This is a genomic window from Methylobacterium sp. P3_A11, from assembly GCF_056403155.1.
Map to the genome: position 1 here is coordinate 33,801 of NZ_JBFUGA010000054.1, position 25,842 is coordinate 59,642.

A 25,842-nucleotide genomic window follows, 5' to 3' on the forward strand; every position below is an offset into this window, starting at 1 on the left:
GCCCCCCGCCACGGGGGGAGGGGATGGCGGCGCCGGTGTCACGCCGAGGCGCGCAGGGCGCCGCGCGCGTCCTGGTCGTGCGCGTCGGCGGCGATCCAGCCGGACATCATCACCATCGGCATGCCTGGACCCGGATGGGCGGCACCGCCCGCGAGGTAGAGGCCGCGCACCTGCCGCGAGCGGTTGCCGGGCTTGAACGCACCCATCACCCGCCCGTGCGAGGCGAGGCCGTAGATCGCGCCGTTGAGCACCCTGTAGCGCTCGTGGATGTCCTGCGGGGTCAGGTGGCGCTCGACGACGATGCGCTCCTCCAGGTCCGGCATGCCGCCGGTGCGCTTCAGCTTGTCGAGGATCGTCCGGCGGTAGTTCTGGAACAGCGGCCCGTCCGGGCGCCAGTCGTGGTGCGGGCGCAGATACGGCGTGTGCACGAGGACGTACAGGGCCTCGCCGCCCTCCGGCGCCACGCTCGGATCGGTGGAGGAGGGGGCCGCGAGGTAGGCGGTCGGGTCGGGGGCGGGCTCGCCCTTGTTGTAGATGTAGTCGAACTCCTCCTCGGGGTCCCGGGAGAAGACGAAATCGTGGTGGTTGAGGTGCTCGTAGCGCCTGTTCAGGCCGAGATAGAGCACCACGCCGGAGCAGGCCGGCTCGGGGTTCTTCTTGGCGTAGGTCTTGGCCGCCTCGCCGCCGACCAGTTCCCGGTAGGTGCGGACCGAATCCATGTTGGAGATCACCGCGTCGAAGGGCGTCATCCCCGCGGCCGTGCGCACGCCACGGACGGCGCCGTTGGCGGTCTCGATGCCGGTCACTTCGGTGTCGGTCCTGCAGGTCGCCCCGAGTTCCTGGGCTAGCTTGGCCAGCCCCTCGGCCACCGCGCGGGTGCCGCCCATCGGATACCAGACCCCGTCGGCGGTCTGCATGTGGGCGATGGCGCAGAGCACCGCCGGTGCGCCGTAGGGCGAGGACCCGACATACTGGACGAAGTGGTCGAGCATCTGCGCGAGCCGGGCGTCCTTGACCTTGCCGCGGATCGTCGAGGCCACGGAGGCATGCATGCGCAGGGACAGCACGTCGCGCAGCGTGCCGGGATTCATGTTGGCCCGGATGTTGATCGTGTCGAACAGGTCCTCCACCGGCTTCCAGAAGAAGAACTTCTCGGAGACCTCGTGAAGGTGCTCGGAGATGGCGAGGAACTTCTTGTAGCCTTCGCCGGTGCCGGGGGCGAAGCGCTCCATGTCGCCCGCCATCCGCTCGACGTCCTGCATCAGGTCGATGTGGGTGCCGTCGTCGAAGAAGCAGCGCCATTGCGGATCGAGGCGGCGCAGATCCATGTAGTCGTGGACCGAGCGGCCGGCCTCCGCGAAGATCCGCTCCAGAACCCGGGGCACCGTCAGGATGGTCGGACCCATGTCGAAGCGGAAGCCGCCCTCGTGGAGCACCGCCGCCTTGCCGCCGAGCCAGCCGTTCTTGTCGTAGACCGTCACGCGGTGGCCCCGCGCGGCGGCGACGCACGCGGCCGCGAGTCCGCCGAGCCCGCTGCCGATGACGGCGACCGTGGAATCCTGGCTCATCCTGCTGGGTCGCTCCCCGGGCCGACGATGGTGTGGCCCACGACAGCGAAGCTAGACGTGCGACCGGGCGGGTCAACGCGCCACCCGGTCGCGGTGGGTCATGATCAGGCCGCGCCTGTGGAAAGCCGTGCCAGGAAGTTGCCGATTTCCCGGCGGCGCAGCGCGGCCTCCAGCACCTCCGGGCCGAGTCCGTGGCGCCACGCCAAGCGGGCCGACGCCGCGTCGGCGCGATGCTCCAGCGCGGCGACCTCGTCGGCGTAGGCGGCCACAGCCGCGCGATCCGCCGCGAGCCCCGCCTCGACGATCGCCGTGTCGCAGAGGCGCAGCATCGCGGCGAGTTCGTCGAGATCCAGTTCGGGGTGATATTGCGTGCCCCAGAACCAGCCGGCGCCGTGGCGGATCTCCAGCACCTGGATGCCGAGGATCCGGTTGCCGGCCAGCACGCGGGCGCCCGGCGGCGGCTCCAGCACGGCATCGGAATGGATCGCCGGGGCGTCCCAGGCGGCCGGGCGCCCCGCGAGCAACGGGTGGGTGCGGCCCTCTTCGGTCGGGGTGATCGCCCGGGCGAAGCCGTATTCCGGCCCCCGCGGATTGTCCGCGACCCTGCCGCCGGTCACGACGGCGGCGACCTGCATGCCCCAGCACGATCCGAATACCGGCAGGCCGGCCGCCAGGGCGGCGCGCATGAGGTCGAACTGCCGGGTGACCGCGGGCGTGGCATCGGACACCTTGAGGGTCGAGCCGGTGAAGATCAGCCCGTCGGCCTCCGAGAATGGGATCGGCAGGGCCGCGTCGGCATCGGCCGGGCTCATGAGGGTGCAGGTCGCGTCCGGGGCGAGGGCGCGCACCACCGCCGCGTAGGACTGGGCCGAGGTGCGCCCCGTGGCGGCCACGTGCCGGTCGCGGGCCGCGCGATCGTTGCCGTCGGCGATGAGCAGGCGGAGCATGGAGGTCCTTCGTTGCGCGACGGGGCGGACCCTGCCCGATCGGCGCCCCCTCTGTCCGCGCGCGGCTGGTCGCACGACCGGCGCGGATCGTCGCGGCCTTGAATCGCCGCGCAGGTCAGACCGTCCGCCGCGCCGCCAGGGCGAGCGCCACGCCCAGCCCGAAGAGGGTGAGCGCCCCCAGCACGCCCAGGGCCGGTACGGCCGCGCCAAATCCTTCGCCCAGCGCGCTCTGATAGGCCTCGATCGCCCAGGCGTTGGGGGTGAGCCAGCCGGCCTGCTGCAGCCAGGGCGGCATCAGGAACCGCGGAACCATCGAGCCGCCCACCGCCGAGAGCAGCAGCACCCCGAAGGTCGAGGCGAGGTGCGCCTGCTGGCGGGAGGCCGCGAGGGCACAGGCGGCCAGGGCCAGCCCCGCCGCCATCGCGGAGACCAGGAGGCAGGTGGCCAGGAAGGCCGGCCAGTGCGGCCCGATCTCGACCCCGTACAGCAGGGCGGCGGCCAGGAAGATCAGACCGGCCTGGACGAGACCCTGCAGCGTGAGGAAGCCGAATTTGCCGAGTACCACCACCGGTAAGCCGCCCGGCCCGGCCATCAGCCGCTCGGCCAGGCCCGTCTCGCGCTCCTCCACCAGGGACATGGCCCCCTGCATGGCCGCGAAGAGCAGGAAGACGGCGGTGATCGCACCGGCGTAGTAGCTCACCCTGGCATTCGCCGTCCCGGCCGCGGTGCTGCGGTGCTCCACCAGCGAGGCGAAACTGAAGGGCTCCTTCTTGGCCCGCTGCTCGGCGAAGGCCTCGTCGAGGAAGCGGCGCTCGTCGGGACTGATCTTTCCGGTGCGCTCCACGTCGGCGACGACCCGCGACAGGATGACGTCGGGCAGCGCCTCGTTCAGTACCCGTTGGAGCTGCCCGAGGGCGATCGGGGTCGCGAGCGCCTTTGCGGGGTTCTCCACCAGCACCACCGGCTGATCGGCGGGGCCGGGCGCACCGTCCGAAGGCGCGGCGATCAGGTCGCCGCGCAGGACCAGCGCCACGTCGACCTCGCCCGACCGCACCGCCTGCGCCACGGTCGCGATGTCGGTCGCGGGGAGCCGCGTGACCCGCAGGGAGGCATCGGCCGCGAGGGCATCGGCGAGCCGCTCGGTGGCCGCGGTGCGGGCGAGATCCGCCAAGCCGAGATGGATCCGGATCCGGTCGCCGACCGCACCGGAAAAGATCGCCGCGAAGATCGAGAAGATCACAGTCGGCAGCACGAAGGCCATCACCAGCGCGGCCCGGTCGCGCAGGAGCGTGAGGAGCATCACGCGGAACGCGGCGCCGATCATCCGGCCGCTCCAGCCCGGAGCGGAGGGGGCTCGGGATCCGCCACGCCGCGCGGGCGGAGCGCATCGAGATAGAGCGTCTCGAGCCGCGGCGCCCGAACCCGGATCTCGGCCACCGGAACACCCTGGGCACGCAGGGCGCCGAGCAGAGCCGCGCCGTCGAGCCCCGATCGCTCCACCGAGCGCCAGACCAGACCGCCCGGCTCGGCCGGCGCGAAGCCGGCTCGGCGCAGCACACCCTCGGCCTGGCCCGCCACCGGAACGGCGAGGCTGAGTTCCCGTTCGGGGGCGCCTGTGCGCAACTGCGCCAGCAGATCGCCGAGCCGGCCGGCCCGCACGATGTGGCCCTGCGCCAGGAACGCCACCTGGGTGGCCAGACGCTCCGCTTCGGCAAAATCGTGGGTGGCGATCAGGATCGCGGTCCCGGCGGACTTCAGCCGATCGAGGACACCGTGGATCGCCGCCCGGGCGGCGAGGTCGACGCCGCTGGTCGGCTCATCGAGGAGCACCAGCCTGGGACGGTTCATGAGGCTCGCCGCGATGTTGACCCGGCGGCGGTACCCCCCCGACAGGACCCCGACCGGGCGCCGGGCCACGTCGGCGATGTCGGCCATCGCCAGGGCCGCGTCGACGGCAGCCCTCCGATCGCGCCGGGACACGCCGGCCAGCTGGCCAAACACGCCGAGATTCTCCGAAACGGTCAGCCGTGGGTAGAGGGCGATCTCCTGCGGCACCCAGCCGATGGCGCGGCGGACGCGTCCTTCGCGGTAGGGGTCCGCTCCGGCCACGCGTACCGACCCCGCGCTCGGGTTGAGCCGTCCGGCCACGAGGCGCATCAGCGAGGACTTGCCGGCTCCGTTCGGCCCGAGCAGCGCCAGGGTCTCGCCGGCCGCGAGGTCGAGGTCGACCCGATCCAAGACCCGCCGTCCGCGGAGGTCGAGGCCGACATCCGCGATCCGGACGAGGGGATCGTCCATCGCTTCACCGCCTCGGAAGCGCGCGGGCGAGGCGTACCCGCACGGCGGCACCGGGTTCTCGCAGCACGAAGGCAGCCGCGGTGAAGTCGGGCCGTTCCCGACGCCCGGCGGCGCCCGAGAAGCCGTAGGGCTCCAGCGGAAGGCCGAGGCCGGTGCGGTCCAGGCGGCCGTTGCCGTTGGCATCCTGGTAGGCCGCCACCGCGTAGGTTCCCGGGCTCACGCCCGGGAAAGTGAACAGCCCCCGATCGGCGGAGGCCGGGGCATCGTCGCCCCGGACGCACGACCCCTCGGAGAGCCCCCCTTGGCACAGGGCGACGCGCACCTGGCCGCCCCCCGGCTCGATCCCGTCGACCTCGACCTGCACGGTTGCGGCCGAGGCGGGCAGGGTGATGAGGCAGAGCCAGGTCGCCAGCGCGATCGGACCGCGGCCCGTGTGGCGGCGGCCGCGTCTCCGGTTCGGCGCCCCGCTCACGAGGCCTCGCCGGAGGTGGCCAGGGGGGCCGTCTCGGGGATCCCCGCCGAGGCGGCGGCGCGAGCGCCGGCCAACTCCTCGATCAGCAGCCGGGCGGAGATGCGGGCGCCCTCGTAGATCACCGGCAGGCCCGAGCCCGGATGGGTGCCGCCGCCGACGATGTAGAGACCGGGACCGAACCGGTTATGCGGCCGGAAGTAGAGCATCTGCATCAGGTCGTGGGAGAGGTTGAAGGTGGCGCCTTCGTGGACGGCGAAATCCTCTTCCCACTGCGTGGGATCGATGATCCGCTCGTACCGGATCCGGGATTCGATATCGCCGAGCCCGAGGAGCTTCAGCCGTTCCAGGATCAGGGCGCGGTAGGTCGCCCGCGTCGACGGCCAGTCGATGCCGGCCTTCAGGTTCGGCACCGGCACCAGCACGTAGAGGGCGGTCTGGCCTGGCGGCGCCATGCCGCCATCCGTGTAGCCGGCATGCTGCACGTAGAGGGAGGGCTGCATCGGCAGCGTCCCCTCGGTGATCTCCTGGATGTTCTTCTCGTAGCCGTCCGCCAGCAGGATGGTGTGGTGCCCGAGGCTGTCGGGCATTTTTCCGTCGATGCCGAGATAGAGCATGAAGGTCGAGCACGAGAGCCGGGCCTTGGCGATCTTGGCATCGCGCCAGCGCGGCCTCTGGCGTTCCGGCACGAGGGCACGCACGACCTTGGCGAAGTCGCCGTTGATCAGCACCGCGTCGGCGTTGAACGTCTCGCCGTTCGCCACCACCCCGCTCGCGCGCTTGCCCTCGAACAGCACCCGCTCGACGTTGGTGTTGAGCCGGAGATCGACGCCCATGCGGCCGGCGAGCCCGGCCATGGCGTCCGACACTGCGCCGCAGCCGCCGACCGGGTGGTAGACCCCGTGCTCGTATTCAAGGAACGACAGGATCGTGAACAGGCTCGGGCACCGGAACGGCGACATGCCCAGGTACTTCGTCTGAAACGAGAAGGCGAGGCGCACCCGCGGGTCGGCGAAATGGCGCTTGAGGTCGCGGTCCACGCTCCGGCCGGGATGCAGGTAGGGCAGGGCCGCCAGCATCGCGGGGCTCGCCATGCTGCGCAGGGTATGGAAGGCCTGTTCGAGCACCGGCTTGAAGTAGCGCAGCTTCGTCCGGTTCTCCGCGAAGAAGGCTTTGACGTTCTTGGCGTCGTCCGGTGCGACGCTGGCGATCTCGCGCTCCAGGCGCTCGACGTCGCCGGTTGCGCGGATCGTCCCCGAGATGCCGTTCTTCCCCTCGAAGACGAGGTGATATTGCGGATCGAGGCGTTCGAGCGTGACGTGGTCTTCGAGGCGCTCGCCGCAGCTCGCGAAGATGTCGGCGAGAATCTGTGGATACAGGAAGAAGGTGGGGCCGATATCGAACCGATACCCGCCCGGCGCCTCCACGGTCTTGGTCCGGCCGCCGACCTGCGCATCCTTCTCGAAGACGGTGACGTGGATGCCAGCCCGCGCCAGTAGAAGTGCGGCCGCGAGTCCACCTGGACCGGCCCCGACCACGGCCACCCGGCGTCCGGTCAGCGCCCGCAACCCATCCCCTGACTGAAGCAACGTCCTCGACTCCTCACAGAATCCCAATACCCCATGCGGCCAAGCTAGCTTGGCAACCGCGCGAGGCAATTGCAGCCGTTTGTCGCGCGCAGAACACCATACCCGATCCTGCCGTCGAAACGTGATCGCAAGGTTCGTGCGCGCTCGGCGGGCGGTGGTAGGTCGAGCCCGCCGGCCACGCATCCGGATCGGCGGCCTGCGCGCGGCCGTCGAGACCGGGGGCAAGTCATCGCTGACCGATCATCGCTGACCGAGCCGCTCGTACCAAGCGTGGGCTTGGGCCGGCGATGGTTCGAACCGCCGGGCGGAGGGCGATGCATGGATCCGGCGCCACTCCCGCGGCGCCACGCCGAACCGGGCTCGGAACGCGTGGCTCAGATGCGCCGGCGTCCTGAAGCCGTGTTCGCTCGCCAGGCGCGTCAGCGGCCGGGTCTCGAGCGGATCCTCCAAAGCGAGCCGCGTCGCCTCCAGCCGCTTCTCCCAGACGCGATGCATCACGCCGCCCGTGTCACGGAACGCCCGGTACAGCACCGTGCGTGAGACGCCCGTGCCATCGGCCAGCCATTGCGGCGAGAGGTCGGGCGCGCCGAGATGGAGGTCCATGACGCGTTCGGCCAGGGCGATGAGGCCGACATCGAGTTCCGGACCGTGCAGCACGTCCGGGGCGGAGGACGGGTCGAACAGGCGTCGGACGAAGGCCGTCAGCTCCCGCGCAAGCGCTTGCTCCTCGTCGGCCCCCGTCGTCGGAAGCCGGCGATAGAGGGCGTGCAGCCGGGCGATCAGCAGCCGGTTCCTCTCCCGGTCCAGGAAGGTCGGGATGCGCTCGATCACGAGGTCGTCCAGCAAGCGACGCGGGATCGTCAACCCGATCGCGCTGGACCGCACGCCATGGGCATCGAGTTCGCGCCCCATGTTGGCCGCCATGATCCGGTTTCTCTGCTGCACCACCGTGCAGCCCGCGATCTCCCCGGACAGCCCCCCGGAGACGTACAGCATGAAGGTGAAGTGATCCGGGGTCGCCGCAGCATGGCGGCGGTCGCGGATCATGCGCTGGGCGGAGAAGACCATCCGGCTGGCGAGGATGTCGCCCAGCATCGTGCAGGACAGGTTTCCTCGCGGCGTTGGGCCATCCGGGACCTGCTCGACGCGGATGATCGGCGCCATCAGATCGCGCCAGGCCGCGAAGGCCTGCGCCGGATCGAGCGTATCCGTGTTGAAGTGAAGGGTCGGAATGATCGACATGCGGTGCAGCGCAGCGTCCGTCCTGCGGATCCATCGATCCTACTTGAAAGGCGCGTGCGCGAAACGTCGATCGGTTGGCGTTATGCATGCGGAACAGTGCGGAGGGCGCCTATTCCCCGGCGCCGGCACTGCGATGATTGATGTCCGCGCCATGCCGGCCCCACCGGGGGCCGGCCGGTATCGCGTGCGGGACGCAGGCGGCAGGACGCACGGGCAGGACGCACGGGCAGGACGCACGGGCAGGACGCGCTCGGAAGCCGTGCGACCGGTTCCGGCTGCACGGCCCAGCAACCGTCACGCCAGGCCGAGCCGTCCCTGACCGCGGGCGATGGCGTGCAGGGCGATGCCCGCGGCCGTGGCGACGTTCAGCGAGTCGAAGCCGGCGGCCATCGCGATGCGGATCGGCCGTGCCCGGGTCAGGGTCGCCGCGTCGAGGCCGGGCCCCTCGGTGCCGAGGATCAGGAGCGCCCGCTTCGGGACGGCGAGTGCATCCAGGGTCTCGCTCGCCCCCGGGCTGAAGGCCAACGGCTGAAGGTCGAGGGCCTCTGCGCATTGCAGCCAATCCTGCGCCGCCGGGAGCCGGGCGAAGGGCTGGATCAGGGCGGCCCCGGCCGAGACCCGGATGCTCTTGCGGTAGAGCGGATCGCAGCTCGCCCCGTCCAGCAGCACCGCATCGGACCCGAAGGCGGCGGCGTTGCGGAAGGCGGCGCCGACATTGTCGTGGTTGGTGAGGCCTGCGAGCCCGAGCACCATGGCCGGCGCGGGCGAGGGCGGGACGAGCCCGGCGGGATCGGGCTCCGCGCCGCGCAGGCCGACCGCGAGGACGCCGCGATGGATCGGAAAGCCGGCAACCGCGCTCATCACGCCCTTGCCGGCGCGAAACACCGGCGGCGGTTCCGGACAGGCGGCGACGGCGGAGGCCAGACCCGGCCAGCGCTCCGGCGCGATCAGGATCGATGCGGCGCGGAACCGGCTGCGGCGGCCGAGGAGCAGCCGCAGGGTCACCTCTCCCTCGACGATGAAGCACCCGGCGCGGCCGACGAGATCGCGCTCGCGCATCCGGGTGTAGGGCTCGAGGCGGGGGTCGTCCGGGTCGGTGAGGGTTTCCGGTTCCGGGATCACCTCAGCCCTGGGACCGCTCGGTGCGGCTCACGAGCGGGTCGGCCTCGGCCTTGGTCGGGACCTTCACCAGCGCCTCGCCGTCGAGGACGGTCTCGCCGCCCACGGAGCACCGGCAGGCGAGGCGCGCGCGTCGCCGCTCGGGCATCAGTTCGGCCACCGTCACGGTGACGTCGACGACGTCGCCGATCCGCACCGGGGCACGGAAGTTCAGGGTCTGCGAGATGTAGACGGCGCCCGGCCCGGGCAGGCGGGTGCCGAGCACCGCGGAGATCAGCCCGGCGGTGTACAGGCCGTGGGCGATGCGGGTGCCGAACGGCGTGCGCGCGGCGAAGTGCTCGGAGAGATGGATCGGGTTGCGGTCGCCTGTGATCTCGGCGAAGCCCACCACGTCGGAGGAGGCGATGGTCTTCGACAGTGTCTCCGACAGTCCGACCTCGAGATCCTCGAAATAGAGCACGCGCAGTTCGGGCAGCATGACGCGGCAGACCTCCGGTTCCGGCCGGTCTCTCATCGGGTGCGGCCGGCTCCGACAACGGCGTCGCACGATCGCGGCGCCGAATCCACCCGGACAAAGGCGTAAGGCCGTCGAACTTTCTTGAGCCGCGGCCATGGATTTCTCAACAGCCGCTCGACAGCGACCCGCGTGTCGGCGATGAGGCGTCCCGTGATCGCCGATGAAACGCCCAGGCCCGCGCCGCCCGCCCTCCGTTCGGTCGTCGCCCGCGTGGCGGCGCTGAACCTCGGCTATTTCGGCATCGAGATCGCGGTGGCGCTCGCCATCGGCTCGGTGGCGCTGATCGCCGACAGCCTCGATTTCCTGGAGGACGCGGCGATCAACCTGTTGATCTTCGCGGGTCTCGGCTGGAGCGCGCGCAACCGCGCACGCCTGGGGACCGCCATGGCCGGCATCCTGCTCCTGCCGGCGTTCGCGGGTGCCTGGGCGGCCTACGGCAAGATCGCCGACTTCACCGCCCCCGCCGCGCTGCCGCTGACCCTCGCGGGCCTCGGGGCGCTCGCCGTCAACCTGACCTGCGCGCTCATGCTCGCCAAGCATCGCTCCGGGTCCGGCAGCCTGACCCGGGCCGCCTATCTCTCGGCGCGCAACGATGCCGTCGCCAATCTGGCGATCATCGCCGCCGGTCTCGTGACCGCGCTCGATCCATCCCCCTGGCCGGACCTCGTCGTGGCGGCGGGAATCGCGATCCTCAACGCCGACGCGGCCGCCGACATCCTCCGGGCCGCGGCGGCCGAGCGCAGAGCCGCGCGATAACGGCCCTCCGAGCAGCGACAGCCATGCGCATCTTCCCGGTCTCGGACCTGCACCTGGAGCGGCGCCGGCTCGACCTGATCGCGCCGCCCGCGGCACCGTTCGACCTGCTCGTCTGCCCCGGCGACCTCCACGAGGGGCATCCCGAGCGGGGGCTCGCGGCCCTGCTGCACCTCGCACAGGCCCGGCCCGTCGTGCTGGTGCCGGGCAACCACGAGCGCTACGCCCCGACTGGAGACGGGCGGACCGCCGTGGAACTCCTGGCCGCCCTGGAAGCCGAGGTCGCGCGGTTGAACGCGCTCGGCGCCCGGATCCACCTGCTCCAGCGGTCGCAGAGCCGCGTCATCGACGGCGTGCGCTTCGTCGGCACGACCCTGTGGAGCGACTGGACCCTCGCCGGGCGCTGGCTCGCGCCCGACGCACCGGACCGCCCCGCCGATCCGGTGGCCTATGCGGCCGCCCGCATGACCGATCCGGTGACGGGCTCGCGGGAGTATCTCGGCGCGATCCGCAAGGCCGACGGCAGCTCCTGGCAGCCCGCGGACGCGATGGCGGAGCACCGGATCGAGCGGGCGGCCCTGCACGCGGCGCTCCGGATCCCGCACGACGGTCCGACCGTCGTGGTGACCCATCACCCGGCGAGCCCGCTGGCGGCGGACCGGTTCCGGGACGCGCCCGGCGTCCCCTGGTGGGTGCCGGCCTTCTACGCCAGCACCGCCCTCGACGATCTCGCCGATCCCGAGCGGCCGGAGCTGTGGATTTCGGGCCATTTCCACGCGGGCCACGACATGGCGGTCGGGCGTTGCCGCTGGGTCTCGAACCCGGTGGAGGGGACGACCTATCGCAGTGATCTGGTCCTGGACGTCGCCGGCCCCTGATCCAATCCCGGCTCGCAGGCCTCGAACCATCGGCTCCGTGCTGTTGCACACGACTTGGCCCTGAGGGCGGGATGCCGGCCGCGCGAACACCCGTCCCATCTCGATCGGCCCCGGATCCCGGGGCCTCGGTTCGGGGTTCCCATGGTCGGATTCAGCCTGACGTCACGCGGGGTCGCGGCGGCGTCTCTCGCCGTCACCATTCCCATCGCCGTCACCTCGGCGGCGACGACCGCGCGGGCGGCGTCCGCGGCCCAGCCCGGCCAGACGGTCGGTCTGCCGGTCGGCGCGCAGCTGCCTGTCGGATTGTACTTCGTGAACCTGTCGAGCTTCGGCGTCCGCGGGACGCGACCCCGCGACTCGGCGACGAACGTCAACCTGCCGACCTTCGCCTGGGCGACCCCCTGGGACGTCGCGGGCGGGCGCCTCCAGTTCTTCTTCACGCAGCCGATCGCGGCGGCGAGAAGCCAGGGAGCGCCCTATCAGAGCGGCGTCGGCCAGCAATTGCTGGCCGCCCAGCTCGCCTGGGATCTCGGACACGACGTGGGCGTCAGCTACCTGTTCGGCGGCTACCTGCCGATCCAGACGCGCTTCCTGACCCAGTCCGCCTCGCTGACGCACCGCTTCGCGGTGAGCTACACGGGCCAGGACTGGAACCTCACGGCGAACCTGCTCCACGGCGTCTTCCTCGACACGCGCTCGCCGTCCGGTGTCCTGTATCCGGATTACCTGAATCTCGACCTGACCATGACGAAGAAGTTCGGCAGGTGGCAGGTCGGCGCGGTCGCGTTCGGGTCGAGCGACCTGCCGACCGCGGTGGCGAGCGGCCGGCCCCAGGGCCAGATCGCGGTGGGCGGCCTCGTCGGGTACAATTTCGGTCCCGTTAACCTGCAGGCCTACGTCACGCGCGACGTGGTCGAGCGCAATTACGGCGGCCGCGAGGTCCGCGGCTGGCTGCGCGCCATCGTCCCGCTGTACCAGGACAAGGGCGAGGTCGAGCCGAACCGCACCCTCGTGACCCGGCGGCAGGCCGAGTAGCCCGTCGCCGCGGGGCCTCCCCCATCGGCGCTGCTCGCCGCCCCGATGGGGGATGCGAGCTCGCCGGGCCGCGCCGGCGCCTCAGCCGTGCACCAGCACGTTGCGGAACTGCCAGGGATCGCTGGTGTCGATGTCCTCCGGGAATAGGCCCGGGCGGTCGGTCAGCGGCGTCCAGTCGGTGTACACGCCCACGACCGGGCCGAGATACGGGGTCTGGACCTCCAGGCAGCGGCGGAAATCCATCTCGTCGGCCTCGACGATGCCCGCCTCCGGGTTCTCCAGCGCCCAGACCATGCCGGCGAGCACCGCCGAGGTTACCTGCAGGCCGGTGGCGTTCTGGTAGGGGGCGATCCGCCGGGTCTCCTCGATGGACAGCTGCGAGCCGTACCAGTAGGCGTTCTTCGCGTGGCCGTAGACCAGCACGCCCAACTCGTCGATGCCGTCGACGATCTCGGTCTCGTCGAGGATGTGCTGCTGCTCCTGGACCTTGGCGGCGTTGCCGAACATCTCGTGGAGCGACAGAACCGCGTCGTCGGCCGGGTGGTAGGCGTAGTGACAGGTCGGCCGGAAGACCGGCTCGTCGCCTTCGCGCACCGTGTAGTAGTCGGCGATCGAGACCGCCTCGTTGTGGGTCACGAGGAAGCCGAACTGCGCGCCGGCGGTCGGCACCCAGGTGCGCACCCGGGTATCGGCCCCCGGCTGCAGCAGGTAGATCGCGCAGCGCGAGCCCTTCTCCTGCTCGCGGGCATTGGCGGGCTTCCAGGTCTCGTGCGTGCCCCAGCCCAGCTCCGCCGGCTGGTTGCCCTCGGAGACGAAGCCCTCCACCGACCAGGTGTTGACGAAGACGCCGCGCGGCTTCGGGGTCTTGGCGCGCTGGGTGTCCCGCTCGGCGATGTGGACACCCTTCACGCCCAGATCCTTCATCAGCGCGGCCCACTCGGCCTTGGTCTTGGGCTCCGGCCGCTGCAGGCCGGTATCTTGCGCGATGTTCAGGAGTGCCTGCTTGACGAACCATGACACCATGCCGGGATTGGCGCCGCAGCAGGAGACCGCCGTGGTGCCGCCGGGCTTCTGTGCGCGGGCGTCGAGGATGTCCTGGCGGAGCGCGTAGTTGGTGCGGTCGCCCTGGCTCTTGGTCTTGTCGAAATAGAAGCCCGGCCAGGGCTCCGCCACCGTGTCGATGTAGAGGGCGCCCAGTTCGCGGCAGAGTTCCAGGATGGCGCGCGAGGAGGTGTCGACCGAGAGGTTGACGCAGAAGCCCTGTCCGCCACCCTCGGTGAGGAGCGGGGTCAGCACGTCGCGATAGTTCTCCTGGGTCAGCGCGACCTTCTCGAAGCGCAGGCCGTGCTTCTCGGCGAGCGCCCGATGGGTGTCGACCGGGTCGATCACGGTGAAGCGGGCGCGGTCGTACTCGAAGTGACGCTCGATGAGGGGCAGGGTGCCCCGGCCGATCGAGCCGAAGCCGATCATCACGATAGGGCCGGTGATGCGGCCATGGATCGGGTGACGGGTCGGCTGATCGGTCATGCGGGAGATCCTCAGTAGGGCGGATGCCGGGAGCGTCCGCGCGTCTGGCTCGCGGGCGGGTTATGGCGCGCGTGTGACAGTGCGGCGACAGGCCCGCGCCGTGGGTGCGGTGCCGGTGCGGTCCGGGGGCCGAGTCGCCGGAAACGCGCTCAATGGCGGCTCGACCGTCGCCGGTCAACCGCGCCTGTCGGAACCTTCCTTAACACACCCTTGCGCGAAAACACGCCCAAGTATGATCCTGGCGCATGCGGCCCCTGTCTCGACGCAAGTGGCAGGCCTTCGGCGCAGGGCTCATAGTGCGCTGCAGCAAGGCCGCGGAGACGGCTGTGAAAACTGGGGAGCGTCGGAACGCCCGGGATCTCGCCCTCGGAGTCCACCATGCTCGCGCTCATCACCTCCCGGATCCCCGGCCCGGTCGTCGAGACCGCCGACCGTGATCCCGGCTTCCTCACCCTCGTCTTCGCCGTCAGCCGCGCCCTGCGGAATGGTGTCGAGACCTCCTTCGCGCGCCGCTGCGCGCTCGCCCGCGCCGTCGGCGGGCCGAATCCGTTCTGAGGGCAGCCTCGTCGCACGGCGGCGTGCCGGGCGATTGCGTCGCCCCGGCTAGGGCTTTAGGCGGCATTCCCGTCTGATGGCCTCGGGGACTCGTGATTCCATGCCGACACTTCGCGCGCTCCTGCGACTCAGCCTGATCGCGACGGCGCTTCTGGCGGTCCCGATCCCGGCATCGCGCGCCCAGGATGCGGAGCCCGAGGCCGCTCCGGCCACCGAGGTGCCCTCCAAGGCCAAGCCGAAGCCTCGGCCGAAGCCGGCCGCGCCCAAGGCTGCCAAACCCGCGGAGGCAGCAAAGTCGGCGGACAGCGACGCGCACCCGGCGACGCCGGCCCACGCCGTCTGGCCTGCCGGCGCCAGCACCGTCAGCGAGAGCTACGGCGACTGGACGATGACCTGCACCCGACCGAACGACAAGGTCACCTGCATCGTGGCCCAGGCGCAGGGCGATTCGCAGACCGGTCGGCGCAAGTTCGGCTTCGAGCTGCAGACGCCCGCGAACGGCCGCTCCGAGGGGGTCGTGCTGATGCCCTTCGGCCTCGCCATCGAGCCGGGTGTGTCCTTCAAGCTCGACGAGCAGACCCTCGGCAAGGGTGCGCCCTACATGACCTGCAGCGCCGAGGGCTGCATCGTTCCGATCAGCTTCCCGACGCTCGCACTCGACGGGATGCGCAACGCCAAGACGCTGACCGTCACCGGCCAGAAGACCGGCGGTACGGATCCGGCCACGATCACCGTTCCCCTGACGGGCTTTCCGCAGGCCTTCGACCGGGCCGTCGCCCTCAGCGGCTGAGGCCTGCGGCGGTCGGCGGCCTTTTCCGGTTACGGTTAAGCCAGCGTTAGCCGCGCTGCCCCAGGATCCCGCCGAGATGTGGCGCCGCGCGCCGCGGCCCCGTCCGGGCCGCGCGCCGGGTTCGGATCGGCGAGGCGATGGGATCGGTGGGCGGGCGACCCCGGGTCGGTCGAGGGCGTTGTGCGCGGCTGCTGGCCGCGCCGCTGGCGCTGCTCGCCTTTCTGGCGGCGGTCGATCCGGCCCTGGCCGCCCGGCTGATCGGCGCGAAGGGCAACGAGATCGGCGGCGGCGCCGGCGGCTACGGCCGGATCGTGCTCACCTTCGACAAGCCGGTCGCGGTCAAGGCCAAGCTCGCCGGCGGCGTGCTCCTCGTCGGTTACGGCGAGCGGATCGCGCCCGGACCCGAGCATTTGGCCGACGAGATGCCGGCCTTCGTCGCCAGCGTGCGCCGCGATCCCGACGGCACCGGCCTTCGGCTTGCCCTGCAGCGGCCCTATCGGATCAACGTCCAGTCGGCCGGGGAGCGCGTGTTCGTCGACCTGCTGCCGGAGGGCTGGTCCGGCCTGCCGCCGCCGCTTCCGGCCGAGGTGGTCGCCGACCTCGCTCGCCGAGCCCGGGCCGCCGAGGAGGCACTCAAGGCGCGCCTGCCGGTCCCGGTCCGCCGGCCCCTCCCGCTCGAACTCGCGCGGCTGCCGACGCTCACGCGGCTGTCGCTGCGCCTGCCCGCGGAGGCCGTCACCACCGTGACTGCAGAAGGCCCCGCGACCCGGGTGCGGGTGATCGGCGCCTGGACGATCGATGCGGGTGAAACCCGCGGCCGGCCGCGGCCCGGCATCGCCAAGCTGGCGACGGAGGTCGACGCGACCTCGGCGAGCCTCCTCGTCACGCCCGAGGACGGCTTCGCCATCGGCACCGAGCGCGAGGACGGAGCCCTGTTCGTGGACGTCGTCCGGCGGAAGCCGCCGGAGCCGGCGACGGCCGCCGTCGACGTGCCGGGCCCCGCCGTTGCCCAGCCGCCGCCGTCGCTGCCGGTGTCGCCGCGCCCTGCCGAGGCGCCGGCCGCCCAGGCGCGTCCGCCCGAGGTGCCGCCGCGGCGCCACGCCGGCGCCGGCTTGGTCTTTCCGTTCCAGTCCTTGCCGCCGGCGGTCCTGTTCGAGCGCGGCGGCGTCGCCACGCTGGCCTTCGAGACCGCAGAGCCGGTGGCCATACCGTCGGAGCGCCAGGGGCTCGCGCCGATGGGACCGCCGGCCCGCACGGGACCGCTTACGGTCCTGCGCTTTCCGATCCCGCCCGGCCGCCTCGTCGATCTCAACGCCGTCACCACCGACGCCGGCCCGGCCTGGGAACTCTCGGCGGGCGACGCCCTGAGCCCGAGCGACATCCTGGATCCGGTCCGCAAGCCCGATCCGTCCGGTCGCATCGCCGTGGCGCTGGCCCTGCCGCATCCCGGTTCGGCGACGTGGCTCACCCTCGATGACGAGCGGATCGCGGTGGTCACCTCGACCGCGCAGCGCCCGGTCGGCAATCCGAAGAGCCGCCGCTTCGTCGATTTCGAGATCCTGCCGAGCCGGCACGGCCTCGCGGTGCTCGCCGGCGCCGACGACCTGGCGGTGCGCCCCGAACTGGAGGCCGTCTCGATCGGCCGCGAGGGCGGTCTCGCGGCCTCTGTGGCGGCCCGCAAGCCGGACGCGGTGCTCGCCGAGGCGGGTGCCCTCGCGATCGCGAAGGAATCCTGGGAGCGCGCCCGGATGGGGAACGTGCGCGACACCCTGCGCGGCCTCTTCGCCGCGGTGGTCGCCGCGACGCCCTCCGAGCGCGGGCCGGCACGGCTGGCCCTGGCCCGCGCGGATCTCGCCAACGGCCTGGATTACGAGGGCCTGACGGCGCTCGAGACCGCGGCCAGCGACGATCCGCTCCTCGCCGCGCAGCGCGACACCGCCCTTCTCCGGGGCATGGCTCTGGTGCGGATCGGCCGGAGCGCCGAGGCGCTGAAGGCCCTCAGCGTGCCGCTCCTCACCGACGATCCCGAGGCCGCCCTGTGGCGGGCGATGGCGGCGGCCGGGTCGGGCGACTGGAAGGTGGCGGAGGCCGGCTTTCTCAAGGTCCTGCCGCTGGCCAAAGGCTATCCCGCGGATCTGGCGCAGACGATCCGCGCCAGCGCGGCGGAATCGGCGATCGAGAACGGTGATGCCGAGACCGCCGCCGCCCGGGCGGAGGCCGAGCGCGATCTGCAGCCCTGGATCCGCGACCGGCTGGCCCTGGTCCGTGCCCGGGTGGCCGAGGCGACCGGCCAGATCGAGGCGGCCCTGGACGCCTATGCCCGCCTGGACCAGTCGGCGGTGCGGCCGGTCTCGGCCGAGGCCGCCCTCAGGGGCGCTCTCCTCGCCCGGGCCGCCGGCAAGATGACCGCCGACGCCGCGATGGAGCGGCTCGAGCGGCTGGCGCTGACCTGGCACGGCGGCCCGGTCGAGGACGGCATCACGGTCGGACTCGCGCGCCTCTACCTCGGAGCCGGCCGGTGGCGCGATGCCTTCACGGCGGTGCGCCGGGCCAACGCCTTCGCGCCCAACGCTCCCGCGACGGCGGCCCTGGCCCGGGACGCGCAAGCCGCCTTCGAGAATCTCTACCTCACCGACAAGGGGGATGCGCTGTCCGGGGTCGAGGCCGTCGCCCTCTTCTTCGATTTCCGCGAGTTGAGCCCGATCGGGCGGCGCGGCGACGAGGTGGTGCGCCGGCTGGCCGACCGCCTCGTGGGTCTCGACCTCCTCGATTCCGCAGCCGACCTCCTGCAGTACCAGATCGACAACCGCCTCACCGGCCCGGCACGCTCGGCTGTGGCCGCGCGCCTCGCCACCGTGCGGCTGATGGACGACAAGCCGATGGAGGCGCTGAAGGTCCTCGACGCCACCGATCTCCCCGAACTCCCGGGCGAACTCAAGCGCGCCCGGGGCCTCATCCGAGCCCGTGCCCTGTCGGACCTGACGCGCACCGACCTCGCCCTGGAGACGATCGAGGGCGAGAGCGGCCCGGATATCGAGCGCCTGCGGGCCGACATCTACTGGGGTGCCCGCCGCTGGCGCGAGGCCGGCGAAGCCCACGAGGGCCTGCTCGGCGAGGCGTGGCGATCCGGCCAGCCCCTGGACGATCAGGCGCGCGCCGACGTCGTGCGCGCGGCGATCGCCTACGACCTCGCCCGTGAGGCGATCGGCCTCGAGCGGCTGAAGGCGAAGTTCTCCGAGGCGATGGCGGCGAGCCCGGACGCCCGCACCTTCGCCCTCCTCACGGGCACGGACCCGACCCGGACGCCCGGCTTCCGGGACATCGCCGCCCGCGCCACGAAGGCCCAGACCCTATCGGCCTTCCTGGCCGAGTATCGCAAGCGGTACCCGGACGCCGCCGCACCCGATCGTGGCCGGCCCGTGGCGCCGGGCACGAATGGCGAGGCGCCGCAGGGTGGTCAGCAGCAGAGCAGCGCCGAAACCCCCGGCACGCCTCCGGGGTGAGCGGGCCGGTCGTCATCGATCCGGACGCCTTCCTCGAGACCGAGACGGGCCGCGTCTGGACGCCCGACCGGAATGCCGAGGCGTGGCGCCTGGCCTTCGCGGCGCTGCGCGCTGCGCTCACCGCGCCATCGGCCAAGCGGCTCGTGCTCGTGTGCGGCCTGCAGGGCGGTGGCAAGTCCACTTGGATTGCCCGGCAGCGGCCGCAGGCCGGCCACGTCTACGTCGATGCCGCTTTGCCCGGCCGGCGGCACCGCGCACCGATCCTCGCCATCGCGCGATCCTGCGGCGTCCCCGCAGAAGCCGTCTGGATCCGCGCGCCGCTCGCGGTTGCCGTCGAACGGAACCGGCGCCGCCCCGCCGACCGGCAGGTTCCCGAGGCCAGCATCCGCTCCGTCGAGCACCTGTTCGAGCCGCCGTCGTGCGCGGAAGGCTTCGCGGAGGTCCGGATCGTCGATGCGACGTCCCACGCCGGCCCGCAACCGGGCCGCGATCATCCGCCGTAGCTCTGGACCAGGGAGCCGGCGACCAGGGTCCAGCCATCGACCAGCACGAAGAAGATCAGCTTGAACGGCAGCGCCACCGTCGCCGGCGGGACCATCATCATGCCGACGGCCATCAGCACCGAGGCGACTACGAGGTCGATGATCAGGAACGGGATGAACAGCAGGAAGCCGATCTCGAAGGCCCTGCGCAGTTCCGAGATCATGAAGGCCGGGGTCACGATCTCGAGGCCGACATCCTCCGGCCCTTTCGGCGCCGGCACCTTGGCGAGGTCGAGGAACAGCTTCAGATCCTTCTCACGCACATTGCGCAGCATGAAGGTCTTGAACGGTGCCGAGGCACGCTCGAACGCCTGCGCCTGCGTGATCCGGCCGGCGATCAGCGGCTCGATCCCGGCGCTGTAGGCGGCGCGGCCCGTCGGGGCCATCACGAAGGCGGTCAGGAACAGGGCGAGGCTGACGAGCACCGCGGTCGGCGGGGCCGTCTGGGTTCCCAGGGCCGAACGCAGGATCGACAGCACCACCACGATGCGGGTGAAGGCCGTGGCCATGACCAGCACGGACGGGGCCACCGCCAGGACGGTGATCAGCGCGACGAGCTGCAGGGCGCGCTCGGTGGTGCCCCCGGCTCCGAGATCCAGGGTGACGCTCTGGGCGAGTGCCGGACCGGCGGCGAGGAGCGTGCCGGCGAGTCCGGAGAGGGCGAGCCGCCGGAGAGGCAGCTTCGGGACGATGCCCGTCGGGCGGGTCGGCGCGGGATGCGTTCGGGTCACGGGCGGTCGCAGCTGGGGGTGGCCGGGCTGACGCCGGCCCGGCGCGCCTCGAGATTCTGCCAGACGAGGAGAGCCGGCAGGCCGAGCACCACGTCGGGCACGCGGCGGGCCAGCGAGAGGGCGAGCGCGGTGCCGGCGTCGATGCCGAACAGGCCGCAGACCAGGACGAGGCCGCCTTCCTGGACGCCGAGGCCGCTCGGAACCAGGAAGGCGGCGGCCTTGATCGCCTGACTGAGCGCCTCGATCACCAGGATGTCCGCCAGGCCGACATGATCCACGCCGATGCAGGCGAGGACGACGGCGACCTCGGCCGTGCCGAGCAGCCAGGCCAGCGCGTGCAGCGCGAGGGATTGGCCGAGGTGTCCCCGGCGGCTCGATGCCCAGACCGTGTCGAGGGCACCCTGGATCCGTGGGGTCGGCTCGGGGCGTGCCTCGGTCTCGCGCACGAAGCGCCGGCCGAGGGCGGCGAGCCGCGCCTCGATCTGCCGCACGATGCCGGTGCGCTGGAGGGCGAAGAACGCCGCCACCGCCAGTCCGGCCACTGCGAGCGTCCGCAGCGTCCAGCTGGCGAGGGCCGCCGCCTCGGCGCCGTCGACCCGGCTCAGGAGACCGGCACCGAGGCCGGCGAAGAGGGCGAGCGTTCCGACCTGGAACAGCATGTCGGCCAGGACGGAGGCCGCCGCCAGGGAGCCGGCCACGCCCCAGAAGGTCAGGAGGCGCGCCCCGAGGACGTCCCCGCCCACCGACGCCACGGGCAGCAGCACGTTGATGCCTTCGCGGACGAAGCGCAGGATCAGGCAGGCCGCGGCCGTCCCCGGCATCAGCCCGTCGAGGATGCGCGCCCAGGCGAGGCCGCAGATCAGGACCACCAGGATCCGCACCAGGGTCACGCCGGCGAAGCCCGCGACGCCGATCCGCCCGAAGGCCGCGGCCACGGCGGCGAGATCGTTGGTCGCCACGAGCCAGACCGCGAGGCCCAGGCCGATCAGTGTGCCGAACAGGGGCAGGCGACGCAGCACGGCCTGGGCCATACGCCGCTTCCGGGAAACGCGGTCGCCGGTCACGGTGTGCGGGCCTCGCGTCGAGAGGCGGGCAAGAGCGCGCTCCAGGTTGGGCCGGTCAGCGTGCCGGCGGCGATTCGTCGGGTGGCTCCGCGGCTAGAGTGCTATTGGGGCCGAATTCGGGGGGCGACGGCGGGACAGGACCGGATCGAGCACGGCGGCGAGAGCCTCGGCCGGTCCGGCGGCGGGATCGAGCAGGACGACGCGGCCCGCGGCAAGGCTCGCCCCGGTGGCGATCGCCACCGCCCGCTTCGGGCAGGGGCCGAGGCAGCCCGATTCGACGATGCAGAGCTTCCGCCGTCGGCCGGCCCCCCCATCCCGCGCGACCTGCTTGGCGCCCTTCTTCAGCAGGCCGCGCAGGTCGCGCCCGCGCAGCCCCTGCCGCTTGGCGCATTTGGAGCACACGACCACGATGTCGGTCAGCTTGGTCTTGGCCGAACTCGTCTTGGCCGAGTTCGTCTTGGCCGAACGGCCGGTCGGGCGGTCGTCGCCGCCCAGGACACGCGCTTCTGTCATCATTCAGAGACTGTAGGACGCGATACCCGTTCGGCGCCACGCCGCCCGTCGTCGCGGCGCAGCAGCCGGCGGGCGTCCGGGTGGGGCGCCATAAAAAGGGCCTAAAAGAACGGGATTCCCGAAGCCGCGCACGGGCCGCCCATCGGCCGGCGCCGCGGCAGCGGAACCGGCGCAGACCCAGGAACAATGAGCGGATGAGCTTCGACGAGGTCAAGGACGACACGCGCGAAGGCGAGATCGTGACGTTCGCCGCACCGACGATGACCGAGCTGCGGCGGAGCGCCGAGACCATTCGGCCGGTCCCGGAGAAGCGCACGAGCCGGGCGCTGGTCGCCTCGGTCCGCGAGCGCCTGGACTGGACCCGGCTGCCGGGCCTGCGCCCGCGCGAGGAGGACACGTCGAGCTATGGCGGCCGCATCATCCGCCGCGTCAGCTTCTTCGTGCTGCTGCCGACCCTCGTGGTCGGCCTGTACCTGTTCGCGTTCGCGTCCAACCAGTACGTCGCGGAGGCCCAGTTCGCGGTCCGCGGCAACGTCGAGCCGATGGAGAACATCTCGCTCGGCCAGTACACGAACCTGATCCAGAAGCACAACAGCCAGGACAGCTTCATCGTCCGCGACTACATCAGCAGCCAGACTCTAGTTGAGGCCCTCGAGAAGAGCATCGGCATCTCCAAGATGTTCTCCCGGACCGAGGCGGATTTCTGGGCGCGCTTCGATCCTTCAGACCCGATCGAGGACCTGACCAAATACTGGCGCAAGCACGTCGAGGCGCATATCGACTCGATCTCGGGCGTGATCCGCCTGTCCGTGCGCGCCTTCACGCCGCAGGACGCTCTGACCATCGCCAACGAGGTGGTCAGGCGCTCGGAGGCGCTGATCAACGACATTTCGAAGCGCGCCCAGTCCGACATGGTCGCCCAGGCCGAGACCGACGCCAAGGTCGCGCAGGACCGTCTGCGCAAGGCGCATCTCGGCCTGCAATCCTTCCGCAATCAGTGGGGGGTGATCGATCCCATCAAGACAGCCGAGGGGACGCTGACAACACTGACGCTCCTGCGGAAGGACAAGCTCAAGGCCGAGAACGACCTGCAGGTCCTGCGCAGCTCCAACCTGGACGAGCGCTCGCGCTCGATCCAGACGCTGGTGGCCAACATCGCGGCCATCGACCAGCAGATGAAGACGCTCCAGGACGAACTGACGAGCGCCACGGCGGGTTCGGGCGGCCAGAACCTGACCGAGGCGCTGCTCCAGTACGAGGGTCTGCTCGTGGAGCGGACCATCGCCGAGAAGCTGGAGGAATCCGCCCATACCCTGCTGGACCGCGCCCGGGTCTCGGCCAGCAAGCAGCACATCTTCCTGGCCACCTTCGTGCCGCCGGTCCTGCCCACGGACAGTCTCTATCCCGAGCGCGGCCACAGCCTGCTGGTGGCGTTCTTCTGCTTCCTGGTGATCTGGAGTTCGTCCGCGCTGCTGATCGCGGGCATCCGCGACCAGAGGATGTAGCCGCAGTCCCCGGGATCTGGATCCCGCGCGGCGCGGTCTGTAGAGGGAGGCGGCCCGGCGAACCGGGCGCCCCGGGATGAGCGAAGTCTAACGATCCATGTCGGATTTTTCCGATCTCGTCGCGAAGGCGATCCAGCCGTCGATGACCCGTGAGGAGCGCGAGGCGGTCTACACGGTGGTGCGGCAGGCCGTGCTCCGGCTGCAGGAGCGGGAGGCGTTTCCGCCGGACGATCCGCGCGTCGCCCTCCAGCGTCACCTCGTCGAGGAGACGATCCGCGACGTCGAAGGCGACGTTGCCCGCTTCGAGTCGCTGCGCAAGCTGGACGCCGCCTTCGCGGCCCAGACCGAGGCCCACAAGGCGGCCCAGAGCGGGCGGCGCTGAGCGGCGTCCACCGAGCGCCGCCCTCGCGGGTGCCCGGGGCGGATGACATTCCGGGATGACGTTCTGACTCGTCCAGGCAGCGCCACGCGACGGGGCCGGGTGCGAGCGCCCGTGAGGGGCGCCCGACCGATCGCGTCAGCCGCAGGCGACGTTCGCCCGGACGCCGCCTGGCTCGGCCACGTCGAGGCCCGCCGAGACGTACTCGTTGAGCTTGTTGCGCAGGGTCCGGATCGAGATGCCCAGGATCTTGGCCGCGTGCGTGCGGTTGCCGAGGCAATGATCGAGGGTGTCGAGGATCAGGTCGCACTCGACCTGCGCCACGGTCCGTCCCACCAAGCCGCGGGTGGCGGCCTCCGCGACCTGCGCGGCGCGCGCCGCCGGCCCCTCGGCGGCGAAGGTCTCTCCGTCCGGCGAGAGGATCGCCTCCGGGCCGATCGTGTCGCCGGAAGCGAGCAACACCGCCCGGTGCAGGGTGTTCTCCAGTTCGCGGACGTTGCCGCGCCACGGGTTCTTCACCACCAGCGCCTGGGCTTCCGCGGAGAGCGGGCGCACCGGCACACCGTTCACCGCCGCGTATTTCCGGGCGAAATGGGTCGCGAGTTCCAGGATGTCGGCCGGGCGCTCGCGCAGGGGCGGGAGCCGCAGGGCGACGACGTTGAGCCGGTACAGCAGGTCCTCGCGGAACGTGCCCTTGCGGACCTCCTCGGCGAGGTTGCGGTTCGAGGTGGCGAGCACGCGGATATCGACCCGCACCGGGGCGGTGCCGCCGACCCGGTCGATCACGCGCTCCTGGAGGGCGCGCAGCAGCTTCGCCTGCAGGCGCACGTCCATCTCGGAGATCTCGTCGAGGAGCAGCGTGCCGCCGTTGGCCTCCTCGAACCGGCCGATCCGCCGGGCGACCGCGCCCGTGAACGCGCCCTTCTCGTGGCCGAACAGCTCGGATTCGAGCAGAGCCTCGGGGATCGCCGCACAGTTGACCGACACGAACGGCTTGCCCGCCCGGTTGGACTTCTGGTGGACGTGGCGGGCCAGAACCTCCTTGCCGGTGCCGCTCTCGCCGGTGATCAGCACCGAGGCCTCGGACCGGGCGACCTGCTCGGCGAGCTTGACCACCCGCTCCATGGACGGATCGCGCCAGACGAAGGCGGCGCGGTCGGTGGCGACCGCCTCCAGCACCGCGGCGATCATCTCGGGATCGGGTGGGAGCGGGATGTATTCCTTGGCACCGGCCCGGATTGCCGCCACGGCGGTCTGCGCGTCGGCCGAGACCCCGCAGGCGACCACAGGGGTGCGGATTCGCTCCGCCTCCAGGGCCGAGACGAGGTCGCGGATCGGCAGGCCGACATCGATCATGATCAGGTCGGCGCCCCGGGCGCGCAGGACGTTGAGACCCTGCGGCACGGCATCGGCCTGCGTCACGGACGCGCCCCGCTGCATGGCGATCTTCGAGGCGGTGATCAGCTCTCCGTTGAGCCGCCCGATCATCAGGAGCCGCATGGTTCGTCCCTTTCAAGCATCCCGGAGCGGGCCGCCGTCACCGGCGCCTCCGCGAAAATCTCACGCGTCGGGGTCATGCGCCCCGATCACTCGCCCTTGACGATCTCGGTCATCGTCACGCCAAGCCGATCCTCGACGAGGACCACCTCACCGCGGGCGACGAGCCGGTTGTTGACGAAGACGTCGATCGCCTCGCCAACCTTCCGGTCGAGTTCGAGGACGGCGCCCGGCGCCAGCCGGAGCAGGTCGCCGATCGGCATCCGGGCGGAGCCGAGCACCGCCGAGACCATCACGGGCACGTCGAACAGCTGCTCGAGGTCCGCGGCGGTCTTCGGCGTCGTGGGCGCGTCGCGGATCGAGTTCGCCGCGTAGTCGGTGTCGTGCTCGCCGAGCTGGGGCAGGCTGAAATCGTCGGACATCCGGGTTCCTCTACGGGCGCGTCTGCAGGCCGAGGGCGTCCAGGACCGCCGCCTCGATGCGGGCGCGCTCCCGCACGATGCCGCCGTCGGCCCATTCGATGCGGGCGTCGCCCGCCGGCATCTCGGGATCGCCGAGCACCACGAGGCGGCCCTCGTAGCCGCGCTCGCGCGCGAGGCGCTTCACCAGGGTTTCGGCCGCCTCGACGAGGCTATCGTGCACCCGCACCACCAAGTGGGGCACGCCCCGCAGGTGCTGGAGCGCCGCCCGGGCCGCCTCGCCGATGCCGGCGAGCGGGGCGGCGTCCAGGGCGTCGCCCGCCACCTTGCGGGCGATGAGCATCGCCACCTCGACGGCCTGCGCCTCGCGCTCGGCGTCGCGGGCATCGGCCTGCGCGAGGA

At 71.8% G+C, this 25,842-nt stretch carries 25 protein-coding genes; 9 read left to right on the forward strand and 16 right to left on the reverse strand.

Translation table 11 applies throughout. From position 1 onward, the window contains the following. Nucleotides 1-38: 38 nt before the first annotated feature. From AC1DXK_RS17640 to croR, 9 genes are all read right to left on the reverse strand, one after another. On the reverse strand, nt 39-1,568 hold the full coding sequence (locus AC1DXK_RS17640) for a phytoene desaturase family protein (RefSeq protein WP_457107052.1): 1,530 nt from the start codon (nt 1,566-1,568) through the stop codon (nt 39-41). A gap of 104 nt (nt 1,569-1,672) precedes the next feature. Beyond that, nucleotides 1,673-2,515, reverse strand: a complete 843-nt coding sequence (locus tag AC1DXK_RS17645) for a type 1 glutamine amidotransferase (RefSeq protein WP_457107053.1) — start codon at nt 2,513-2,515, stop codon at nt 1,673-1,675. Between the two features lie 115 nt (nt 2,516-2,630). Beyond that, nucleotides 2,631-3,839 carry an ABC transporter permease gene (locus AC1DXK_RS17650; RefSeq protein ID WP_457107054.1) on the reverse strand — a complete coding sequence of 403 codons (1,209 nt, stop codon included), beginning with the start codon at nt 3,837-3,839 and terminating at the stop codon, nt 2,631-2,633. Further along, the gene (locus AC1DXK_RS17655) at nt 3,836-4,813 is read right to left on the reverse strand and encodes an ABC transporter ATP-binding protein (RefSeq protein ID WP_457107055.1); all 978 of its coding nucleotides are present in this window, start codon (nt 4,811-4,813) and stop codon (nt 3,836-3,838) included. Before AC1DXK_RS17655 ends, AC1DXK_RS17650 begins: the two co-directional genes overlap by 4 nt. A gap of 4 nt (nt 4,814-4,817) precedes the next feature. Continuing rightward, nucleotides 4,818-5,225 (reverse strand): DUF2141 domain-containing protein, encoded by a 408-nt coding sequence (locus AC1DXK_RS17660; RefSeq protein WP_457107066.1) that lies wholly within the window; start codon nt 5,223-5,225, stop codon nt 4,818-4,820. 56 nt (nt 5,226-5,281) lie between these two features. Beyond that, a complete protein-coding gene (locus tag AC1DXK_RS17665; RefSeq protein WP_457107056.1) occupies nt 5,282-6,871 on the reverse strand; it encodes a phytoene desaturase family protein in 1,590 nt (529 codons plus the stop codon). Nucleotides 6,872-7,111: 240 nt separating this feature from the next. Beyond that, on the reverse strand, nt 7,112-8,113 hold the full coding sequence (locus AC1DXK_RS17670) for a helix-turn-helix domain-containing protein (RefSeq protein ID WP_457107057.1): 1,002 nt from the start codon (nt 8,111-8,113) through the stop codon (nt 7,112-7,114). A 294-nt stretch (nt 8,114-8,407) separates the two neighbouring features. Further along, the gene (locus tag AC1DXK_RS17675) at nt 8,408-9,232 is read right to left on the reverse strand and encodes a TrmH family RNA methyltransferase (protein WP_477298515.1); all 825 of its coding nucleotides are present in this window, start codon (nt 9,230-9,232) and stop codon (nt 8,408-8,410) included. Between the two features lie 4 nt (nt 9,233-9,236). Further along, the gene (croR, locus tag AC1DXK_RS17680) at nt 9,237-9,710 is read right to left on the reverse strand and encodes a 3-hydroxybutyryl-CoA dehydratase (protein ID WP_457107068.1); all 474 of its coding nucleotides are present in this window, start codon (nt 9,708-9,710) and stop codon (nt 9,237-9,239) included. 177 nt (nt 9,711-9,887) lie between these two features. Between croR and AC1DXK_RS17685 the strand changes: the two genes are divergently transcribed. The 3 genes from AC1DXK_RS17685 to AC1DXK_RS17695 all read left to right on the forward strand — a co-directional run bounded on the left by AC1DXK_RS17685 (nt 9,888) and on the right by AC1DXK_RS17695 (nt 12,415). Beyond that, a complete protein-coding gene (locus AC1DXK_RS17685) occupies nt 9,888-10,505 on the forward strand; it encodes a cation efflux transmembrane domain-containing protein (protein ID WP_457107058.1) in 618 nt (205 codons plus the stop codon). Nucleotides 10,506-10,528: 23 nt separating this feature from the next. Continuing rightward, nucleotides 10,529-11,380 carry a metallophosphoesterase gene (locus AC1DXK_RS17690; protein WP_457107059.1) on the forward strand — a complete coding sequence of 284 codons (852 nt, stop codon included), beginning with the start codon at nt 10,529-10,531 and terminating at the stop codon, nt 11,378-11,380. A gap of 141 nt (nt 11,381-11,521) precedes the next feature. Continuing rightward, nucleotides 11,522-12,415: a transporter gene (locus AC1DXK_RS17695; protein WP_457107060.1), complete on the forward strand. Its 894-nt coding sequence runs from the start codon at nt 11,522-11,524 to the stop codon at nt 12,413-12,415. Nucleotides 12,416-12,496: 81 nt separating this feature from the next. Here the strand turns inward: AC1DXK_RS17695 and AC1DXK_RS17700 are convergent, their stop codons facing one another. Further along, complete coding sequence (locus AC1DXK_RS17700; RefSeq protein WP_457107061.1) at nt 12,497-13,942, reverse strand: homospermidine synthase; 1,446 nt, start codon at nt 13,940-13,942, stop codon at nt 12,497-12,499. Between the two features lie 378 nt (nt 13,943-14,320). Here AC1DXK_RS17700 and AC1DXK_RS17705 point away from each other — a divergent pair, with 378 nt between their 5' ends. From AC1DXK_RS17705 to AC1DXK_RS17720, 4 genes are all read left to right on the forward strand, one after another. Further along, complete coding sequence (locus AC1DXK_RS17705; protein WP_457107062.1) at nt 14,321-14,497, forward strand: hypothetical protein; 177 nt, start codon at nt 14,321-14,323, stop codon at nt 14,495-14,497. Nucleotides 14,498-14,597: 100 nt separating this feature from the next. Continuing rightward, nucleotides 14,598-15,287 carry an invasion associated locus B family protein gene (locus AC1DXK_RS17710; protein ID WP_457107063.1) on the forward strand — a complete coding sequence of 230 codons (690 nt, stop codon included), beginning with the start codon at nt 14,598-14,600 and terminating at the stop codon, nt 15,285-15,287. Nucleotides 15,288-15,424: 137 nt separating this feature from the next. Next, the gene (locus AC1DXK_RS17715) at nt 15,425-18,790 is read left to right on the forward strand and encodes a hypothetical protein (protein WP_477298508.1); all 3,366 of its coding nucleotides are present in this window, start codon (nt 15,425-15,427) and stop codon (nt 18,788-18,790) included. Further along, entirely contained in the window at nt 18,787-19,293 is a 507-nt protein-coding gene (locus AC1DXK_RS17720) for an AAA family ATPase (RefSeq protein WP_457108753.1), read from the forward strand. The genes AC1DXK_RS17715 and AC1DXK_RS17720 overlap by 4 nt, the downstream gene beginning before the upstream one ends. Here AC1DXK_RS17720 and fliP read toward each other — a convergent pair. The 3 genes from fliP to AC1DXK_RS17735 all read right to left on the reverse strand — a co-directional run bounded on the left by fliP (nt 19,281) and on the right by AC1DXK_RS17735 (nt 21,643). Then, nucleotides 19,281-20,063, reverse strand: coding sequence for a flagellar type III secretion system pore protein FliP (fliP, locus tag AC1DXK_RS17725; protein WP_457108754.1), 783 nt, complete (start codon nt 20,061-20,063; stop codon nt 19,281-19,283). The genes AC1DXK_RS17720 and fliP overlap by 13 nt on opposite strands. Beyond that, the gene (locus AC1DXK_RS17730; RefSeq protein ID WP_457108755.1) at nt 20,060-21,127 is read right to left on the reverse strand and encodes a lysylphosphatidylglycerol synthase domain-containing protein; all 1,068 of its coding nucleotides are present in this window, start codon (nt 21,125-21,127) and stop codon (nt 20,060-20,062) included. The genes fliP and AC1DXK_RS17730 overlap by 4 nt, the downstream gene beginning before the upstream one ends. 93 nt (nt 21,128-21,220) lie before the next feature. After that, the gene (locus AC1DXK_RS17735; RefSeq protein ID WP_457108756.1) at nt 21,221-21,643 is read right to left on the reverse strand and encodes a hypothetical protein; all 423 of its coding nucleotides are present in this window, start codon (nt 21,641-21,643) and stop codon (nt 21,221-21,223) included. Nucleotides 21,644-21,834: 191 nt separating this feature from the next. Here AC1DXK_RS17735 and AC1DXK_RS17740 point away from each other — a divergent pair, with 191 nt between their 5' ends. Both AC1DXK_RS17740 and AC1DXK_RS17745 read left to right on the forward strand, forming a co-directional pair. Then, a complete protein-coding gene (locus tag AC1DXK_RS17740; protein ID WP_457108757.1) occupies nt 21,835-23,145 on the forward strand; it encodes a KpsE/RkpR family capsule polysaccharide export protein in 1,311 nt (436 codons plus the stop codon). 97 nt (nt 23,146-23,242) lie between these two features. Then, nucleotides 23,243-23,527 carry a hypothetical protein gene (locus AC1DXK_RS17745; RefSeq protein ID WP_457108758.1) on the forward strand — a complete coding sequence of 95 codons (285 nt, stop codon included), beginning with the start codon at nt 23,243-23,245 and terminating at the stop codon, nt 23,525-23,527. A 135-nt stretch (nt 23,528-23,662) separates the two neighbouring features. Here AC1DXK_RS17745 and flbD read toward each other — a convergent pair whose 3' ends face one another. From flbD to AC1DXK_RS17760, 3 genes are all read right to left on the reverse strand, one after another. After that, complete coding sequence (flbD, locus tag AC1DXK_RS17750; RefSeq protein WP_457108759.1) at nt 23,663-25,024, reverse strand: sigma-54-dependent transcriptional regulator FlbD; 1,362 nt, start codon at nt 25,022-25,024, stop codon at nt 23,663-23,665. 86 nt (nt 25,025-25,110) lie between these two features. Next, on the reverse strand, nt 25,111-25,443 hold the full coding sequence (gene fliN / locus AC1DXK_RS17755; protein ID WP_457108760.1) for a flagellar motor switch protein FliN: 333 nt from the start codon (nt 25,441-25,443) through the stop codon (nt 25,111-25,113). Between the two features lie 10 nt (nt 25,444-25,453). Next, nucleotides 25,454-25,842, reverse strand: a 389-nt coding sequence (locus AC1DXK_RS17760) for a FliH/SctL family protein (RefSeq protein ID WP_477298512.1), incomplete at its 5' end; no start/stop codon positions are given.